This is a genomic window from Streptomyces longhuiensis (genome assembly GCF_020616555.1).
Taxonomy (GTDB): domain Bacteria; phylum Actinomycetota; class Actinomycetes; order Streptomycetales; family Streptomycetaceae; genus Streptomyces; species Streptomyces longhuiensis.
Genome location: NZ_CP085173.1, coordinates 6,671,249 through 6,687,954, shown reverse-complemented (window position 1 = coordinate 6,687,954; position 16,706 = coordinate 6,671,249). Strand labels below are relative to the sequence as shown.

Sequence of the window (16,706 nt, the reverse complement as noted above, 5' to 3'; positions counted from 1 at the left end):
TCAGCCCATGGAAGAGGACTGATCTAGTAGCCAACGGATGCGCTGCGGTGCGTCGTTGTACGCCTGTGTTGATGTCAGCGGTTGATGTCAGACGAACCGCATGACAGCACTCGTGTACGTCCCACAGCAACGAGCCCAGCGAGGCCAACGGCGTTGACGTAGATGCCGACGGCATCGGCGAAACGGGGCCAGACGACCATGACGATGACGATGGCGATCACGCACGCAAAGCCGGAACGCATTGACAGATCCCTGCCTACAGGGGGCAGACTCAAGGCTGAACCTCCAGGTTCGTGGCCCGCTTCCCGAAGCTCTTTGGCCGGAGGGGGAGGCGGGCCCTTGGATTTGGTGGAGACATCGTGCCCGTCCACCGAGACCTTGTGCTTCGGGTAAGAACGCCTCTAGGCCAGAGCTCCGCAGCGATAACTCATTACGCCGCCATGAGTTATGAGCCAACCAATTTCGGGAGTTCTACCATCGATTTATGCTGCGTAACGGCTCGCCAAGCCTCCCCGCCCTACCCCCTCACCTGCTGACACCTGCCCAACTACGACTAAATAGAAGTTAGGTCGCGGGAACTCAAGGGCAGTCAAAGGCAAGCCATCCGGATCGACGGTGCGACGGCGCCTCTGTCCGGACATGCTTGAACCCCAAGCGCTCGTAGTAGGCGTGCAGTCCCGTGTTCGTGCGCCAGGTGTCGATACGAACCCAGTCGCGCCCCTCCAGCGCAGCAACACGGCTAGCCCAGTCAACGATTCGGGCACCAAGCTGCCGGCCGGCCGCAGACCTCGCCACGATCAGCTTGTAGAGATAGAACGCGGACTCCGGCTTGACGTCGTCGTTCCGGAAGTCTCGATCAATGGGCCCACGGCTGACAGTGGCAAGCGCTGCCCCACTGTCGTCCACGACAATTCAGGCCCGGCCATCATCGAGGGGCGGCCCCTCTCGCCAAAGAACCGAGCCTCCCTGCCAACCAGCCCACTACAGGCCTGTTGGAGGTCTCCCGGGATGACGTCACCCACCGACATCCGGCGAGAGCGCGACTTACGGCCGACGGGCGCAAACCGGATGACCCGAAGGCGACGGCACGCGTCCGCTCTCCTGGACGCCGGGGAGAGCCTCAAGGCCGTCAGCCAATACCTCGGGCACACCGCCCCGCACTGGCGCTACGGGTGTACGCATCGGGGGCCGGATTCCGCCGGTCACTGCGAGCTGTCCGGCGTAGGCAAATCCCTCCGAGCGTCGCGGACATACGACAACGGGCCCGTCGCCCTGTGGACAACGAGCCCGTCACCTGAATCCGCGCAGGTCAGCCGGGACTTCGGGTCGGTCAGCCGGCCCCGACGAAGATCACCAGGAGCAGCCAGACCACCGGCGCCGTCGGGAGCAGCGAGTCGAGGCGGTCCATGATCCCGCCGTGCCCGGGGAGGAGCGTGCCCATGTCCTTGATCCCCAGGTCGCGCTTGATCATCGACTCGCCGAGGTCGCCGAGCGTGGCGCTGGCCGCGACCGCGAGCCCGAGCAGCAGGCCCTGCCACCAGGCACCGTCGTCGATCAGGAACTGCATGCACAGCGCGCCGGCGGCCATCGCGAACGTCACCGCGCCGACCAGGCCCTCGCGGGTCTTGCCGGGGCTGATGCGCGGGGCGAGCTTGTGCTTGCCGAAGCGCCAGCCGATCGCGTACGCGCCGGTGTCGCTGACGACCGTGAGCAGCAGGAACGTCAGGACGCGCTGCGGCCCGTCGTCCGCGGTGAGCATCAGCGCCACGAAGGTGGCGAGGAACGGCACGTAGAACGCGGCGAAGACACCGGCCGTGACGTCCCTCAGGTAGCCCTCGGGGGGCTCCGTCATGCGCCAGACCAGGACCGCGAGCGCGGTGAGCGCCATCGCCACCCAGGCGCCCTCGGTGCCGCGGACGTATCCGGCGACGACCATCGCCGCGCCGCCGATCGCGAGCGGCACGAGGGGCGCCTTGATGCCCTTGCGCTCCTCGAGCCGCGAAGTGAGCTCCCAGAGGCCGACGACGACGGCCACCGCTATCACGCCGATGAACACGGCTTTGACGATGAAGAGCGACGCGACGATCACCGCGCCGAGCCCCACCCCGACTCCTATGGCTGCCCCGAGGTCACGGCCCGCGCTCTTCTTCGGCGGTGCGGGGGCGGGCTGTGCGGCGCTTGGCATGGGCTCCTGCCGGCTCTCGTGCTGCGCCTCGTGCGGCGTCACATACGGCGTCTGGTGCTGCGTCGGGCGATGCGTCTGATGCTGTGTCGGATGCTGCGGTTCGTGCTGTGCCCCGCTCGGCTGCTCGTACGGAGAGTTCCCGCGCGGCTGCTCGTGCTGGGTCCCCTGAGGCGGCTCGTGCTGAGGCCCGTGAGGGTGCTCGTGCTGAGGCCCGTGGGGGTGCTCGTGCTGCGTCCCCGGCGACTCGTCGCGGAACAGGGGACCGCTCGGCCGAGCAGCCCCCCGATCGTCGTCCTGGTCACGACCACCGGCGGGTCCGTCGGGCATTTCGGGCACGATGGGCATGGGCCGAGTCTCCTCAACCGCATGCTGTTCGTACGCGGGACCCGCCGGGGAAGCCCCCTGGGAAGGCCCCTGGTCGGGCGGCCCCCAGTACCCGGCTCCGGTCGGCGCTCCCCAGGAAGAGTCGTTCACGGATTCCTCAGACCTCGAGCAGCTCGGCTTCCTTGTGCTTGAGCAGCTCGTCCACCTGAGCGACGTACTTCGCGGTGGTGTCGTCGAGCTCCTTCTCGGCGCGGCGGCCCTCGTCCTCGCCGACCTCGCCGTCCTTGACGAGCTTGTCGATCGTCTCCTTGGCCTTGCGGCGGATGGAGCGGATCGAGATCTTGGAGTCCTCGGCCTTGGTCTTGGCGACCTTGATGTACTCCTTGCGGCGGTCCTGGGTCAGCTCCGGGAACGTCACACGGATGATGTTGCCGTCGTTGCTCGGGTTGACGCCGAGGTCGGAGTCGCGGATCGCCTGCTCGATGTTGCGCAGCGCGCTCTTGTCGAACGGGGTCACCACGGCCATCCGCGGCTCGGGCACGGAGAACGAGGCCAGCTGGTTGATCGGGGTCAGCGCGCCGTAGTAGTCCGCCACGATCTTGTTGAACATCGCCGGGTGCGCACGGCCGGTGCGGATCGCGGCGAAGTCCTCCTTGGCGACCACGACGGCCTTCTCCATCTTCTCCTCGGCCTCGAGGAGGGTCTCTTCGATCACCACTTGCTCCTGCGTGTCTTGAGTGAGGCCCGGCATGCGCCCAGGGCGGCCGGCTGCGTCGTGTGTCTTTCCTGCACGGTGTCCGACCGGCAGGACATTGTCCATCCCCTGGCGGGGGGTGGTGTCAGGCCCGCGTTCCGTGGTCGCCCACGAGCGTGCCGATCTTCTCACCCTTGACCGCTCGCGCGATATTGCCCTCGGCGAGCAGTTCGAAGACGAGGATGGGCAGCTTGTTGTCGCGGCACAGGGTGATCGCGGTCATGTCGGCGACCTTGAGGTCGCGGGTGATGACCTCGCCGTAGCTGAGCGCGTCGAACTTCACGGCCTCGGGGTTGGTCTTCGGGTCGGAGTCGTAGACCCCGTCCACCCCGTTCTTGCCCATGAGCAGCGCCTCGGCGTCGATCTCCAGGGCGCGCTGGGCGGCGGTCGTGTCGGTGGAGAAGTACGGCATGCCCATACCGGCGCCGAAGATGACGACGCGGCCCTTCTCCAGGTGGCGCACGGCGCGCAGCGGGATGTACGGCTCGGCGACCTGCCCCATGGTGATGGCGGTCTGCACGCGGCTGTCGATGCCCTCCTTCTCCAGGAAGTCCTGGAGCGCGAGGCAGTTCATGACGGTGCCGAGCATGCCCATGTAGTCGGAGCGGGCACGGTCCATGCCGCGCTGCTGGAGCTCGGCGCCGCGGAAGAAGTTGCCGCCGCCGATGACGACGGCGATCTGCGCGCCGTCGCGCACGACGGCCGCGATCTCACGGGCGATCTTGTGCACCACGTCGGGGTCGACGCCCAGACCCCCGCCACCGGCGAACGCCTCGCCGGACAGCTTCAGCAAAAAGCGCCCCGCGCCTTTGCCGTCGTCGCTCTTGTCGCCCTTGTCGGCCTTGGTGGTGGTCATGGTGATCTCGCCTCTTTACTTGGCACACATACAAAGAAGGCCATTGCCGGTGGGGTGTTGTTCGCATCCCATACTCGGCAATGGCCTCCTCGTCACATCTGCGGTCGCCCGACGCGCACGCGCGTGGCGGCGTACGCGGGAGACTGCTGTCGACCCTACTGGGATCTCGTCGACCCTAGCGGTGTCTTCCGGCTGTCGCGGTACGGACTCAGATGCCGACCTTGATGCGCGAGAAGCGCTTCAGGGTGACACCGGCCTCGTCCAGGACCTTCTGCACGGACTTCTTGTTGTCCAGCGCGTACGGCTGGCCGAGGAGGGTGGCCTCCTTGAAGAAGCCGTTGACGCGACCCTCGACGATCTTCGGGAGCGCGGCCTCGGGCTTGCCCTCGGCGCGCGTGGTCTCCTCGGCGACGCGACGCTCGGACTCGACGACCTCGGCCGGGACGTCCTCGCGGGAGAGGTACTTCGGCGCGAAGGCGGCAATGTGCTGCGCGATGCCCTTGGCGAGGTCGGCGTCGGCCTTGTCCAGCTCGACCAGAACACCGATCTGCGGGGGCAGGTCGGGCATGGTGCGGTGCATGTACGCGGTGACGTAGGCGCCGGAGAACTGCGCGAAGCGGTCGAGGACGATCTTCTCGCCGAGGTTGGCGTTGGCCTCGTCGACGTACGCCTGGACGGTCTTGCCGGGCTCGATCTCGGACGCGAGGAGCGCCGCGATGTCGGCCGGGTTCGTCTTGGCGGCGTGGGCGGCGAGGGAGTTCGCGACGGCCTGGAACTTCTCACCCTTGGCGACGAAGTCCGTCTCGCACTTCAGCTCGAGGATGACACCGGAGGTGTTGTCGTCGGCGATGAGGGAGACGACAGCGCCGTTCTCGGCGGAGCGGCCCTCGCGCTTGGCGACGCCCTTCTGGCCCTTGATGCGCAGGGCCTCGACGGCCTTGTCGACGCTGCCGTCGGCCTCGTCGAGCGCCTTCTTGCAGTCCATCATGCCGGCGCCCGTGAGCTCGCGGAGCTTCTTGACGTCAGCGGCGGTGTAGTTCGCCATGATCCTGAAATTCTCTCTCGAAGTCTGAAAGATCTACGGGTGAACGGCGGGGGCCGACTCGGCCCCCGCCGTCAACTACCGAACCGGTGAGGTTCAGGCCTGCTCGGCGTCCGCGGCCGGAGCCTCGGTGACAACCTCGGTGGCGACCTCGGCCTCGGCGTCGGCGACCTTCTCCGTCTCGGCGGAGGTCTGGACCTCAGCCTCGGCGGCCGGCTTCTCGTCGGCCTTCTTCTCACCCTCGAGCAGGTCGCGCTCCCACTCGGCGAGCGGCTCGCCGGCGGCCTTCTCGCCCGGCTTCTGGTCGCCAGTGGCGGCACCGGAGCGGGCGATGAGGCCCTCGGCGACGGCGTCGGCGATCACGCGGGTGAGCAGGGTGACGGAGCGGATCGCGTCGTCGTTGCCCGGGATCTTGTAGTCGACCTCGTCGGGGTCGCAGTTGGTGTCGAGGATGGCGACGACCGGGATGTTGAGCTTCCGGGCCTCACCGACCGCGATGTGCTCCTTCTTGGTGTCCACGATCCAGACGGCGCTGGGCACCTTGGACATCTCGCGGATACCGCCGAGGGTCTTCTCCAGCTTGGCCTTCTCGCGGGAGAGGACGAGCAGCTCCTTCTTGGTGAGGCCGGACGCGGCCACATCCTCGAAGTCGATCTGCTCAAGCTCCTTGAGGCGCTGCAGACGCTTGTAGACGGTCGAGAAGTTGGTGAGCATGCCGCCCAGCCAGCGCTGGTTGACGTAGGGCATGCCGACGCGGGTCGCCTGCTCGGCGATCGCCTCCTGCGCCTGCTTCTTCGTGCCGACGAACATGACCGTGCCGCCGTGGGCGACGGTCTCCTTGACGAACTCGTAGGCGCGGTCGATGTACGACAGCGACTGGAGCAGGTCGATGATGTAGATGCCGTTGCGCTCGGTGAAGATGAAGCGCTTCATCTTCGGGTTCCAGCGACGGGTCTGGTGACCGAAGTGGACGCCGCTTTCCAGCAGCTCCCGCATCGTGACGACGGCCATGGCCGTACTCCTTGGGTTCTCGGTTGCCGCGACCGCAGGATTGCTGTCGCGCCTGACGCCCCGCGCGCTGTGCCACGAGGGACCGAGGAGCGCGGACACCGTCACGAGTGAACTGGTGTTGGGGCGTGCGAAGTCGATCCGGTGACCCGGATCGCCATCAGAAGTGTACGGGACCCGCGGGGTGCCGGGTGACGCCGCTGTCCACAACCGGTCGGTAGTCCACCGTTCCGGTCCATGATCCCCGCGGATCGCGTCGGGACGGGACCGTTCGGTGCATGCGACTGATGCTGATGCTGACCGCGGCGCTGGCGAGCCTCGTGCCGCCCCCGCCGGTGCCCGCCGTGGGCACCGCCTGGCCGGTGGGGACGAGGCCCCCGATCGTACGAGGCTGGGCCCCGCCGGCGACGGAGTACGGGGCGGGCCACCGCGGCGTGGACCTGGCCGCGCCCGTCGGCGCCCCGGTCGGAGCGGTGGCGGGCGGCCGGGTGTCCTTCGCGGGGCGCGTGGCGGGCAGAGGCGTGGTGGCGGTGGAGCTGTCCGGAACGGGCGACCCGCCTCTGCGAACCACGTACGAACCGGTGACGCCATCGGTGAAGAAGGGCGCCCGGGTAGCGCCTGGCGAGGTGCTGGGTGCGCTGGAACCCCCGACAAACCACTGCGGCCCCACGCCTTGCCTGCACTGGGGCTTGCTGCGGGGCGACACCTACCTGGACCCGCTGTCCCTACTGCCCCCGCGGCTGCTGCGACGGGGTCCGTCGCGACTGCTGCCGGTGCCCCCGACGGCTGCGGCACCGGGGCTGGTGCCGCCCGGGGCTGACCCATCACTACTGGTGCCGCCCAGGGCTGACCCACCGCTGCTGATCCCGCTGCTGCCGGTCCGGTCGGCCGTTGGCGTCGGTACGGCGGTGGGCGCCGCACCAGGGCCGGTTCCGCCCCTGCTGGTCCCGCCGCCTCCTCCAGGGCTCGCGCCCCGGATCAGCCGCTGACGCCCCGCAGCGCCATACTCACGGCCGCTTCGGTAATGGCCGAGGGGTCTTCCGCCGCGCCCAGTTCGATCCGGCGGACCGCCGCGTCCACGACCCCCTGAAGGAGCATCGCCGCGAGGCGCGGTTCCGTGTGGCCCATGTCGGCGAGGGCCTCGACGATCATCGCGACCAGCCCGCCGTGCGCGGCGCGGATCTTCTCGCGCGCCCCTGAGTCGAGTTCGCTCGCCGAGATGGCCACGACGGCGCGGTGCCGGCGGTCGCCCACCAGCGCGAGCTGCTCCCGCACATACGCCTCGACCTTGCCCTCGGGCGTACCCGCGCGCTCCATCGCCGTGGAGACCTCCGCCGCCCAGACGGGGAAGTCGACCTCGCAGAGCTCTTCGACGACCGCGGCCCGCGACCGGAAGTACTCGTACACGGAGGACCGGGCGAGCCCGGTGCGCTCGGCGAGCGCGGGGAAGGTCAGCGCCTCCGTCCCGCCCTCGGACAGCAGGGAGCGCGCCGCGTCCAGAAGGGCGCCGCGCTGCATCGACCGGTGCTCGGCCACTGAGGCCGCTCGAATCCTTGGCACGCCACCACTTTACGGACGGGACGCGCGCCGCGGGAGTCGTCCCGCCCCACGCACGGCCCGGCAGGCACGATTCCGCACCGTCAGCGCCGGAAGGCGGCCAGTTTCGCGCGGAGCTGGAGGACGGACTTGGTGTGGATCTGGCTGACGCGGCTCTCGGTCACCCCGAGCACATTGCCGATCTCCGCGAGGGTCAGCCCCTCGTAGTAGTAGAGCGTCACCACGGTCTTCTCACGCTCCGGCAGTGTGTTGATCGCGCGCGCCAGATACCGCCGCAGCTCGCGGCCCTCGGCGACCTCGACCGGGTCGTCGGCAGCCTGGTCCTCGAGCGTGTCCATCAAGCTGAGCCGGTCGCCGCTCTCGCCGCCGGCGTGCAGCAGCTCTTCGAGGGCCACCACGTTCGCGAGGGACAACTGACTGAAGACCGCGTGCAGTTCCTCGACCTTGATGCCGAGCTCGGCGGCGACCTCGCTCTCCGACGGAGTCCGGCGCAGCTGCGCCTCGAGCGTGGCGTACGCCCGCTCGACGTTGCGCGCCTTCTGCCGTACGGAGCGCGGGATCCAGTCGAGCGCCCGGAGTTCGTCGATCATGGCGCCGCGGATCCGGGTGATCGCGTACGTCTCGAACTTGATCTCGCGCTCGATGTCGAACTTCTCGATCGCGTCGATCAGTCCGAAGACGCCTGAGGACACGAAGTCGGCCTGTTCGACATTGGGCGGCAGCCCGACGCTGACGCGGCCCGCCACGTACTTGACCAGCGGCGAGTAGTGCAGGATGAGCTGCTCGCGCAATCGCCCGTCACCCGTCGCCTTGTACGACCTCCACAGCTCCTCGAGCGAAGAGGGAGCAGGAGGCCGCACGCTGCCACGAGCAGCGGGGGGAACCGCAGCCCGGTCAGACCCGGAGGTGTGCTGGGGCATTCGTCGCCTTGTGCCGTTCTGCCGTGAACTGGGGATTTGTGCGCCTGGCGCCGGACTGATGGTAAAGATCCCGAGTTACCTGTCTGATGCTCGGCTGCCCCTCTGTTCGTGGTTGCTCTTCATTGCCGGGCTGGTTCGGGATTGAACCGAACGAGCCGGAATCCTGGTGAGCGTAGCGTGACTGGAGTGTCGCAGTGTGCGAAGGCTATGGGATCGCGCGTGCGCAGATACGTTCCGTTGGGCGACTTGCGGGATCACATCCGTCGCTGTAAGTGACCGGGTCGAAAGGCCAACACCCCGTAACGCCAAGGGGTTCGGCCGTCATCCGGACGGCGCAACACCCTCCGTCACCGATCATCTCCTTCCGGCAAGACAGGGTGGATCGCCTGGCGTGTCAACTGCCAGCCATCGCTGTGTCGTTCGACGAACCCCAGTGAGCGCAGTTCGTACAACCTCCCGATTGCGTCGTCGACTCCAGTACCGGCGGCCCGGGCGATGTCCCCCGCCCCGACAGCCCCGACGGCGGGCAGCGTCGCCAGGACCGCCGCGGCGCCCGGCGCGAGCAGGTCGTGCGGCAGCACGGGACCGCGCCGCGCCGGCGCGAGCTCCCCCATGTCCCCGACCAGCTCCATGACTTCCGCCGCGTCGGTGACGAGAACGGCTTCCCCGCGCAACAGTTCGTGCACCCCTGCGGAACGGGTGCTTGTGACCGGCCCAGGTACCCCCATCGTGTGACGGCCGAGACGCTGCGCCCAGCGCGCCGTACCAAGAGCACCGCTGCGGTACGCGGCCTCCACGACGACGGTCCCCCGGGTGAGCGCGGCGATCAGGCGGTTACGGAGGATGAATCTGCTCCGCGTCGGATGATCACCGGGTGGCAACTCCGCGATGACGAGACCCTGTTCCGCGATCCGCTCGATCAACTGGACATGGCCGCGCGGATAGGGTCGGTCGACCCCGCAGGCAAGGACGGCCACGGTGGCACCGCTCGCGCCCAGGGTCCCGCGATGGGCGGCCGCGTCCACCCCGTACGCGCCGCCCGACACGACGACGCTGCCGCGCTCCGCGAGCCCCGCGCCGAGGCTCGCCGCCACCCGCGCCCCGTAGTCCGTGCAGGCCCGCGCCCCCACGACCCCGACGGACCGCAACGCCCATATCCGCAGGGAGGGCCGCCCCCGCACCCACAGGGCGACGGGCCGCGCGTCGCCGAGATCGTCCAGCTGGGCCGGCCATTCGGCGTCCCCGGGACACACGATCCGCGCCCCCACGCCCGCCGCCCGCTCCAGGTCACGCTCGGGCTGCACGTCCGCCGCCCTGGCCCGCAGCCCCGCCCAGCGGTCTTCGCTCACCCCGGGCAGCGGTTCCCCGTCCTCGACGATGCGCCGCACGACGTCCACCGCACCGAACTCCCTGAGCCACCGCCCCGCCCTCTCGTCGCCGGGCTCGACGATCCGGGTGAGGGCGGCCCTGGCGAGCCGGATTCCGTCGGAGGCCTCCGCCCCGCTCATGCCGATCCCCCGATGGCCATGGCCACACCGCGCGAGATCCCGGTGCGCAACTGAAGGGCGTGCGCCACGTCCTGCGCGCGTGGCCGGTCGTGGCCGCACAGGTCGGCGACGGTCCAGGCCACCCGCAGCACACGGTCGACGCCCCGGGCGGTCAGGAAGCCGCGCTCCAGGTCGTTCTCGACCTCGTCCATGGCCCCAGGCGCCGCGGGCCACCGGGTGCGCAGAACGTGCCCGGGCACCTCGCTGTTCGTCCGCCACGGCGTCTCGGCGAGCCGCGCCGCGGCTCGCTCCCTGGCGGCTCTCACACGCTCCCGGACGACGGCGGTGGTCTCGCCCTGCGCGCCGCTCCCGGTCAGCTCGGCACGGGTGACGGGCTCCACGTCCACTCTGAGGTCGACGCGGTCGAGCAGGGGTCCGGAGAGGCGCGCCTGATAGCGGCGGACCGCCGCCGGGGGGCACTCGCATCCGCCGCCCACGAGCGCGTGATTGCCGCACGGGCACGGGTTGGCGGCGAGCGCCATCAGAAAGCGGGCGGGCAGCCGCACCACCCCGGCACTGCGGGCGATGACCACGTGGCCCGACTCCAGCGGCTGGCGCAGTGCGTCGAGTACCTGGCCGCTGAACTCCGGCGCCTCGTCCAGAAAGAGCACTCCTCTGTGGGACAACGACACCGCGCCCGGCCGCGGCATCCCCTGTCCGCCGCCGACGAGCGACTGCATCGTCGCCGAGTGGTGGGGCGCGCAGTAGGGGGCGGCGTCGACCATCGGTTTGCCCGGCGGGAGCATGCCCGCCACCGAGTGAATGGCCGTCACTTCGAGGGCTTCCTCGCGGGTGAGTGGTGGCATGACCAGCGGCAGCCGCTCGGCGAGCATGGTCTTGCCGGCACCTGGCGGTCCCTGGAGGAGGACGTGATGGGCACCCGCGGCGGCGACCTCGATCGCCGTGCGTGCGGCGCGCTGGCCGACGACATCGGCCAGATCGAGGATGTGGGCGTCGTGCGGCATCCCGGCGAGGCCCACACCGAGGCCCTGGCCGGGGATGCTCAGACCGGCGAGCATGGGGTCGGGGCGTCCGGTCTCGTCGGGCGGCTCGTCGGGGACCGGCTCGTCCGTGAGGACCGCGATGAGCTGACGCAGGCTCCGTACGCCGAGGACCGAGACACCCGGGACGAGCGCCGCCTCGCCGGCGGAGCACTCGGGGACCACGACCTGCTCGTAGCCCGCGTCGGCCGCCGCCAGGACGGCCGGGAGCACTCCGCGAACGGGCCTGACCCGGCCGTCGAGCCCCAGCTCGCCGATCATCACGATCTCGGAGAGGACCCGCGGATCGATCCGCTCGGCCGCGCCCAGCACCGCGCTGGCGATGGCCAGGTCGAATCCACTGCCGCTCTTGGGTACGGACGCCGGGCTGAGCCCCACCGTGAGTTTCTTCTGCGGCCACTCCCCGCCGGAGTTGACGACCGCCGCCCTGACCCGGTCGCGGCTCTCGGACAGGCTCTTGTCGGGCAGTCCGACCAGCGTGAAAGCGGCGACCCCGGGCTCCAGGTCGGCCTGGACCTCGACCACCACGCCCTCGACCCCGACGAGGGCCACGGAGCAGGTGCGCGCGAACCCCATCAGGCCACCCCCCGCGCGTGCTCGACGACGGGGGCACCGCGCTCCGGCAGAAGGACCCCGACCACATCGATGCGTACACCGCCGGGTGGCGCTCCCCCGTGTTCCTGCACCCAGCGCTCCGCGAGGTCGCGCAGCCGCTGGGCCTTGACGGGTGTGACCGCGGCCATCGGATGCTCGAAGGACCCGGCGGAGCCGCCCGACCTGCGGGTCTTCACCTCGCAGACGACGAGGGCGTCGCCCTCCCGGGCGACGATGTCGATCTCACCGGTCCTGCCCGCGCGCCAGTTGCGCTCGATGACCGTCATTCCGGACTCGGCCAGCCGCCGTGCGGCCAGCTCCTCGCCGTACTTTCCGAGCGCGTTGCGTGCCTTGGACGCGTTCATGTCGGCACCACCTCCGACGCCCACGCTGAGGCATGGGCGCCGAAGAAGTGGATCTTGGTGAACTACTCACGGGTTGTGGACAACCCAGCCACCCGATCCAGCGAGCTCCGCCTACTCACGGGCTTCCGACTCTCCCGTTCAAGGCTCCGGATCATCCACCGAGCAGCTCCGGATCACCCGCCCGGCAGCTCCAGATCGCTCTTGTTCAGCTCCTCGATGTTCACGTCCTTGAACGTGAGTACCCGGACCTGCTTCACGAACCGTGCGGGCCTGTACATGTCCCAAACCCAGGCATCCGCCATGGATACCTCGAAGAAAACCTCACCCTGGACCGAGTGCACCTGCATCTCGTAGTCGTTGGTGAGATAGAAGCGCCGTTCGGTCTCGATCACGTATTTGAACAGACCGACGACGTCGCGGTACTCCCGGTAGAGCTTCAGCTCCATCTCGGTCTCGTACTTCTCGAGGTCCTCGGCGCTCATGGCATGTTCCCCTTCAGCCGTGCGTCCCCCTATTGTGCGTCAGCCCCGTACGCCTCTAGACGATTTCCGTGTCGAGGACTTGGGGACGGCTTGGGGGACCCTCGTCGAGCAGCCGTTCCAGCAGCCCGGCGAGCCTGGTCGGATACACCGTCTCATGTGCTTCGGTCAGTTCCCGGCACGTCCACCAACGTGCTCCGGCGACGCTGCGCCGTTCCAGCTCGGTCAGGCCCGCCCCGGCGATCTCCGCCCCGGCCACCGCAGCGGTCGTACGGGCCAGGAAGTACCACTCGTCCTGGTCCCAGCGCCGCCCGTCGAACGGGAAGGAGCAGGTGCGCCGCCACAGGACCGGGCCGAGTTCGACGTCGGTGATGCCCGTCTCCTCCGCGAGCTCGCGCAACGCGGCCTGCTCACGGGTCTCGTCGCCCTCCAGGCCGCCTCCCGGGGTGAACCACCAGTCGTCGGCGGTGTCCCCCGGCTCGTGCCCGTGCAGGAGCAGAATGCGGTCGTCGGGGTCGAGCAGTACGACCCGTGCCACCTTCCGCAGCTCCCGGCCGGCGCCGGGCGGCTCAGCCCGCAAGGGCCCGCTCCCTCGACGACTCACGCGACCGGTCGCGGCCCTTGCTCGCGCGCTTGGCGATCGGCCCGTACGCGGCCCCGCCGAGCACCAGGACGGCGCCCGCGATCACGGCGGCGAAGACCAGCTTCAGGGGGCCGGGCTGAGAGAGCCCGCCCGGCAGTGCCTCGAAGCCGGTGGGTCGCGCGAGCATGCCGTCCATCGGCCAGGCCACGGCGTCGACCCGGGCGGCCACGGCGCTGCGCGGCACCGTTCCGTGGCTGGAGTCGCCGATGTGGACGCTGGAGTCGAGGGAGCCGCTGCGCTCGTCACCGAGCAGGAAGAGGCGGCCCTCGGGGACCGTGGTGGTCGGGATGCCCGTGGCCGAGGGGCCCTGCCCCTTGGGGAGATACGGTTCGGCAATCTCCTTGCCGTTGACGGTCAGCTTGCCGGCCTCGCAGCAGGCGATCTTGTCGCCGCCGATGCCGACGACGCGCTTGACCATGGGCATGTCGCCCCACGCCGACTCCGTGAAGACGACGACGTCGCCGCGCTTGACCTCACTGCCGTCGATGCGCTGCGCGAGGACCCGGTCGCCGGCGCCGATCGTCGGCGTCATCGACTCGGTGGGCACGGTGTACGGCTGGTACACGATGGCGCCCCACACGAACCCGCCCAGGAACAGCACACAGCCAAGGGCCACGGCCAACCCCGACAGCGTGCTGCCGAGCCGGCCATGGCCCTCGTCCGTACGACGTGTCCTGCTCATCCCAGTTGCTCCCCGCCTCGGAGATTCGCCGCGGAAGATCGGCGATCTGGGACGGCACCCTACCCGGCGGTCCTCACCTCAGAAACCCTGGTGTTCCCCTGGGTAAGCCGACGCCTGCGCCACAGCACGAGCGGCGCGGCGCCCGCGAGCCCGAGCGCGCCCGGGGCGGCTCCCATCGCGGCGTTCAGGCCGGGCTGGTCGAAGGTGTCCGGCACAGGCAGGGTCGTCCAGCGGGTGGGCGGCCAGGCGACCACGATCGCTCGGCCCACGACGTTGTCCACGGGGACGAAGCCCTGGTTGCTGTCCTGCTGGTGGTACCGGGAGTCCATGGAGTCCTGGCGGTGGTCACCCATGACCCAAACTTTGCCAATGGGTACGGTGACCTTGAACTTGCCGCCCACATTGTCGTCGCTGCACGGGGTGTTCCCCGGGTAGACGTACGGCTCGTCGAGCGCCTTGCCGTTGACCGTGAGCGGTCCCGTCCCGTTGCACTCGATGGTGTCGCCGCCGACGCCGATGACGCGCTTGATGAGGTCCTTCTCGTTCGTGGACGGCATGAGGCCGATCCAGCCGAGGATGCGCTGCACCGGATTCGGCTCGGCCGTCGGCTCGTCCTTCAGCCAGCCGTCCGGGTCGTGGAAGACGATGACCTCGCCGCGTCCGGGCTCGGAGCCGAACCACGGCGTCAGCTTGTCGACGAGCACGCGGTCGCCGATCTGCAGGGTGTTCTCCATCGACGCCGACGGAATCGAGAACGCCTGCACCAGGAACGTCTTGATGATCAGCGCCAGGACCAGCGCGATGACGATGAGGAGCGGAAGCTCCTTCCAGAAGGAGCGGGGCTTCCTCGCCTGACCGCCCGACCTGCTGCCGCCACCGGAGCCGTCTCCCGGCCCGTCGCCGTGGCCACCATCGTGTCCGTTGCCGTCCGCGCCGTCACTCTCGAGGTTCACGGCGCCCGTCCCGGCCGCTGCCGATCCGTCGTCGGATCGCCCGGGCCGCTCGTCGGGCCCGTGCCCTGACCGTGCGCCGACCGCCAAGTCCCCCACATCCACTCCTCACTCCGTGCCGCCGCCTGTCGTCCCATACGCGATGCAGGCCCACCACTCCCATAACGAGCGGGAGTTCCGCAGGGCTCGGGAGAGGGATCAATCCGTTCAGATCCTCGGAGGCCACCCTATGCGACTGTTGCGTGGCTGCGGCCGATCCGTTCCGCGCGGCGGCCACGGTCGCATAGGTGCTCGGCTCCGGGAGCGTGCTCCAGTGGCCGACCGGCCAGGCGATGACGCGGGCCCGGCCGACGACCGACTCCTCCGAGACGGTGCCGCTGAAGGCCTCGGTGCGGTGGAAGCGCGAGTCGGCCGAGTTGGAGCGGTGGTCGCCCATCACGAAGAGGCGCCCCTTGGGCACCTTGACCTCGAACTCGAACTTTGACGGCACGTCACCCGGGTGGATGTACGGCTCGTTCAGGGGCGTCCCGTTGACCGTGACGCGACCCTGTTTGTCGCAGCACTTGACGGTGTCACCGCCGACCGCGACGACCCTCTTGATGAGGTCGCGCTCGTCGTCGGAGGGCAACAGGCCGATCCAGGTGAGACCTTCCTTCACCTGCTTGACACCGACGGGGGCGTCCTTCTTCGTGCCCTGTTCCTGTTCCAGCCACTTGCCGGGGTCCTTGAAGACGACGACGTCGCCGCGGTGGGGCTTTGCGCCGAACCACGGGGTGAACTTGTCGACCAGGACCCGGTCGCCGATTCTGATCGTCTGCTCCATGGAGCCGGACGGGATCACGAAGGCCTGGACGAGGAACGTCTTCAGGACGAGTGCTATCAGCAGCGCCACGCCTATGAGGAGCGGGATCTCCTTGAGCGCGGAACGCTGCCGGCGTCGCTTGACCTTGCGCGCCAGCCTGCGCCGCTCGGCACGGCCCGGCAGCTGCGGGCTGCCGGCACGGCGCGTCCCGGTGGGCAGGCGGGTGTCGCCGCCGCCCCTGCGGGAGTGGGAGCGTCCGCGGTTACCCATGGGCACCGCCGGGTGCGGGCACGCGCGCGTAGACGTCGTTACGGGACAGGGAGCCCCAGTGACCCGTCGGCCAGGCGATCCACTGGGCCTTGCCGATCACTTCGCCCACGGGGACCATGCCGCCGCCGGGCGCGCCCAGGTAGTCACGTGAGTCCCGGGACTCGCCCCGGTGGTCACCGAGCAGGAAGAGGGTGCCGTCGGGCACGACGAGGTCGAAGGGGGCCTCGGAGGGAGTGTTGCCGGGGTACAGGAACGCGCTCTCGTCCACCGGTTCGCCGTTCACCCCGATCCTCCCCTTGCTGTCGCAGCAGACCACATGGTCTCCCCCCACGCCCACGACCCGCTTGATGTAGTCGGCGTCACCGAAGTACCCGGTCCCGTCGAAGACCACGACGTCGCCCCGCTGCGGCTCAGCACCGAAACGGTACGCCAACTTGTTTACGAGAACGCGGTCCCCGACCCTCAACGCGGGCTCCATGGAACCGCTGGGAATCTGGAAGGGCTGCATCACGAAGATGCTCAGCAGGAGCAGCAGAACGAGGCCGAGCAGCGCCGACAGGGTCAGGCGGCCGCCGGGAAGCCAGGACGCGGCCCGCGACACAAACGCGAAACGCGACCGCTCCTCCTCGCCCTCGTGTACGGAGGGGTGGGAGGCGCGATCGCGTTCCGTTGTCTGTGCTTCGGTGTCCATCGAGGCCAGATGCTATCCGGCCCGGCTGTGACCCCG

General features: G+C 69.5%; 18 protein-coding genes and 1 pseudogene. 1 reads left to right on the top strand and 18 read right to left on the bottom strand.

Annotation, left to right across the window (positions count from 1 at the left end):
* Positions 1-74 precede the first annotated feature (74 nt).
* The 7 genes from LGI35_RS30865 to rpsB form a co-directional block, all read right to left on the bottom strand.
* Positions 75-221, bottom strand: coding sequence for a hypothetical protein (locus LGI35_RS30865; RefSeq protein ID WP_227297484.1), 147 nt, complete (start codon positions 219-221; stop codon positions 75-77).
* Between the two features lie 358 nt (positions 222-579).
* Positions 580-906 (bottom strand): GNAT family N-acetyltransferase, encoded by a 327-nt coding sequence (locus LGI35_RS46400; protein ID WP_341483463.1) that lies wholly within the window; start codon positions 904-906, stop codon positions 580-582.
* 424 nt (positions 907-1,330) lie between these two features.
* Complete coding sequence (locus LGI35_RS30860; RefSeq protein WP_227297483.1) at positions 1,331-2,530, bottom strand: phosphatidate cytidylyltransferase; 1,200 nt, start codon at positions 2,528-2,530, stop codon at positions 1,331-1,333.
* A 136-nt stretch (positions 2,531-2,666) separates the two neighbouring features.
* Positions 2,667-3,224 carry a ribosome recycling factor gene (frr, locus tag LGI35_RS30855; protein WP_093780078.1) on the bottom strand — a complete coding sequence of 186 codons (558 nt, stop codon included), beginning with the start codon at positions 3,222-3,224 and terminating at the stop codon, positions 2,667-2,669.
* Positions 3,225-3,348: 124 nt separating this feature from the next.
* Positions 3,349-4,119 carry a UMP kinase gene (gene pyrH / locus LGI35_RS30850; protein ID WP_100595086.1) on the bottom strand — a complete coding sequence of 257 codons (771 nt, stop codon included), beginning with the start codon at positions 4,117-4,119 and terminating at the stop codon, positions 3,349-3,351.
* A 208-nt stretch (positions 4,120-4,327) separates the two neighbouring features.
* Positions 4,328-5,164 carry a translation elongation factor Ts gene (tsf, locus tag LGI35_RS30845; RefSeq protein WP_100595085.1) on the bottom strand — a complete coding sequence of 279 codons (837 nt, stop codon included), beginning with the start codon at positions 5,162-5,164 and terminating at the stop codon, positions 4,328-4,330.
* 93 nt (positions 5,165-5,257) lie between these two features.
* Positions 5,258-6,172: a 30S ribosomal protein S2 gene (gene rpsB, locus LGI35_RS30840; RefSeq protein WP_227297482.1), complete on the bottom strand. Its 915-nt coding sequence runs from the start codon at positions 6,170-6,172 to the stop codon at positions 5,258-5,260.
* A gap of 275 nt (positions 6,173-6,447) precedes the next feature.
* On the opposite strand from rpsB, the pseudogene LGI35_RS30835 reads away from it, so the two are divergent.
* Positions 6,448-6,945, top strand: a pseudogene (locus tag LGI35_RS30835) (M23 family metallopeptidase); the annotation flags it as partial.
* A gap of 202 nt (positions 6,946-7,147) precedes the next feature.
* Here the strand turns inward: LGI35_RS30835 and LGI35_RS30830 are convergent.
* From LGI35_RS30830 to lepB (LGI35_RS30780), 11 genes are all read right to left on the bottom strand, one after another.
* Positions 7,148-7,705, bottom strand: a complete 558-nt coding sequence (locus LGI35_RS30830; RefSeq protein ID WP_227297480.1) for a TetR/AcrR family transcriptional regulator — start codon at positions 7,703-7,705, stop codon at positions 7,148-7,150.
* Positions 7,706-7,809: 104 nt separating this feature from the next.
* Positions 7,810-8,646: an RNA polymerase sigma factor WhiG gene (whiG, locus tag LGI35_RS30825; RefSeq protein WP_227297478.1), complete on the bottom strand. Its 837-nt coding sequence runs from the start codon at positions 8,644-8,646 to the stop codon at positions 7,810-7,812.
* A 347-nt stretch (positions 8,647-8,993) separates the two neighbouring features.
* Positions 8,994-10,154 carry a DNA-processing protein DprA gene (gene dprA / locus LGI35_RS30820; protein ID WP_227297476.1) on the bottom strand — a complete coding sequence of 387 codons (1,161 nt, stop codon included), beginning with the start codon at positions 10,152-10,154 and terminating at the stop codon, positions 8,994-8,996.
* Positions 10,151-11,770, bottom strand: coding sequence for a YifB family Mg chelatase-like AAA ATPase (locus LGI35_RS30815; protein ID WP_227297474.1), 1,620 nt, complete (start codon positions 11,768-11,770; stop codon positions 10,151-10,153). The genes dprA and LGI35_RS30815 overlap by 4 nt, the downstream gene beginning before the upstream one ends.
* A complete protein-coding gene (locus LGI35_RS30810; RefSeq protein ID WP_227297472.1) occupies positions 11,770-12,153 on the bottom strand; it encodes a YraN family protein in 384 nt (127 codons plus the stop codon). Before LGI35_RS30810 ends, LGI35_RS30815 begins: the two co-directional genes overlap by 1 nt.
* A gap of 173 nt (positions 12,154-12,326) precedes the next feature.
* Entirely contained in the window at positions 12,327-12,635 is a 309-nt protein-coding gene (locus LGI35_RS30805; protein WP_003965949.1) for a DUF2469 domain-containing protein, read from the bottom strand.
* A 55-nt stretch (positions 12,636-12,690) separates the two neighbouring features.
* Positions 12,691-13,212, bottom strand: a complete 522-nt coding sequence (locus LGI35_RS30800) for an NUDIX hydrolase (RefSeq protein ID WP_116509352.1) — start codon at positions 13,210-13,212, stop codon at positions 12,691-12,693.
* A complete protein-coding gene (lepB, locus tag LGI35_RS30795; protein WP_227297470.1) occupies positions 13,202-13,957 on the bottom strand; it encodes a signal peptidase I in 756 nt (251 codons plus the stop codon). The genes LGI35_RS30800 and lepB (LGI35_RS30795) overlap by 11 nt, the downstream gene beginning before the upstream one ends.
* A 59-nt stretch (positions 13,958-14,016) precedes the next feature.
* On the bottom strand, positions 14,017-15,006 hold the full coding sequence (lepB, locus tag LGI35_RS30790; RefSeq protein WP_227297468.1) for a signal peptidase I: 990 nt from the start codon (positions 15,004-15,006) through the stop codon (positions 14,017-14,019).
* Complete coding sequence (gene lepB / locus LGI35_RS30785) at positions 14,894-15,979, bottom strand: signal peptidase I (protein WP_227297467.1); 1,086 nt, start codon at positions 15,977-15,979, stop codon at positions 14,894-14,896. The genes lepB (LGI35_RS30790) and lepB (LGI35_RS30785) overlap by 113 nt, the downstream gene beginning before the upstream one ends.
* Entirely contained in the window at positions 15,972-16,670 is a 699-nt protein-coding gene (lepB, locus tag LGI35_RS30780) for a signal peptidase I (protein ID WP_227297465.1), read from the bottom strand. The genes lepB (LGI35_RS30785) and lepB (LGI35_RS30780) overlap by 8 nt, the downstream gene beginning before the upstream one ends.
* Positions 16,671-16,706 lie beyond the last annotated feature (36 nt).

Excerpts from the sequence above, each read along its gene's own strand:
- dprA (WP_227297476.1), bottom strand. The coding sequence starts at position 10,154 with ATGAGCGGGGCGGAGGCCTCCGACGGAATCCGGCTCGCCAGGGCCGCC.
- LGI35_RS30810 (WP_227297472.1), bottom strand. The coding sequence starts at position 12,153 with ATGAACGCGTCCAAGGCACGCAACGCGCTCGGAAAGTACGGCGAGGAG.
- LGI35_RS30815 (WP_227297474.1), bottom strand. The coding sequence starts at position 11,770 with ATGGGGTTCGCGCGCACCTGCTCCGTGGCCCTCGTCGGGGTCGAGGGC.
- tsf (WP_100595085.1), bottom strand. The coding sequence starts at position 5,164 with ATGGCGAACTACACCGCCGCTGACGTCAAGAAGCTCCGCGAGCTCACG.
- rpsB (WP_227297482.1), bottom strand. The coding sequence starts at position 6,172 with ATGGCCGTCGTCACGATGCGGGAGCTGCTGGAAAGCGGCGTCCACTTC.
- lepB (WP_227297467.1), bottom strand. The coding sequence starts at position 15,979 with ATGGGTAACCGCGGACGCTCCCACTCCCGCAGGGGCGGCGGCGACACC.
- pyrH (WP_100595086.1), bottom strand. The coding sequence starts at position 4,119 with ATGACCACCACCAAGGCCGACAAGGGCGACAAGAGCGACGACGGCAAA.
- whiG (WP_227297478.1), bottom strand. The coding sequence starts at position 8,646 with ATGCCCCAGCACACCTCCGGGTCTGACCGGGCTGCGGTTCCCCCCGCT.
- lepB (WP_227297465.1), bottom strand. The coding sequence starts at position 16,670 with ATGGACACCGAAGCACAGACAACGGAACGCGATCGCGCCTCCCACCCC.
- lepB (WP_227297470.1), bottom strand. The coding sequence starts at position 13,957 with ATGAGCAGGACACGTCGTACGGACGAGGGCCATGGCCGGCTCGGCAGC.
- LGI35_RS30860 (WP_227297483.1), bottom strand. The coding sequence starts at position 2,530 with ATGCCCATCGTGCCCGAAATGCCCGACGGACCCGCCGGTGGTCGTGAC.
- LGI35_RS30805 (WP_003965949.1), bottom strand. The coding sequence starts at position 12,635 with ATGAGCGCCGAGGACCTCGAGAAGTACGAGACCGAGATGGAGCTGAAG.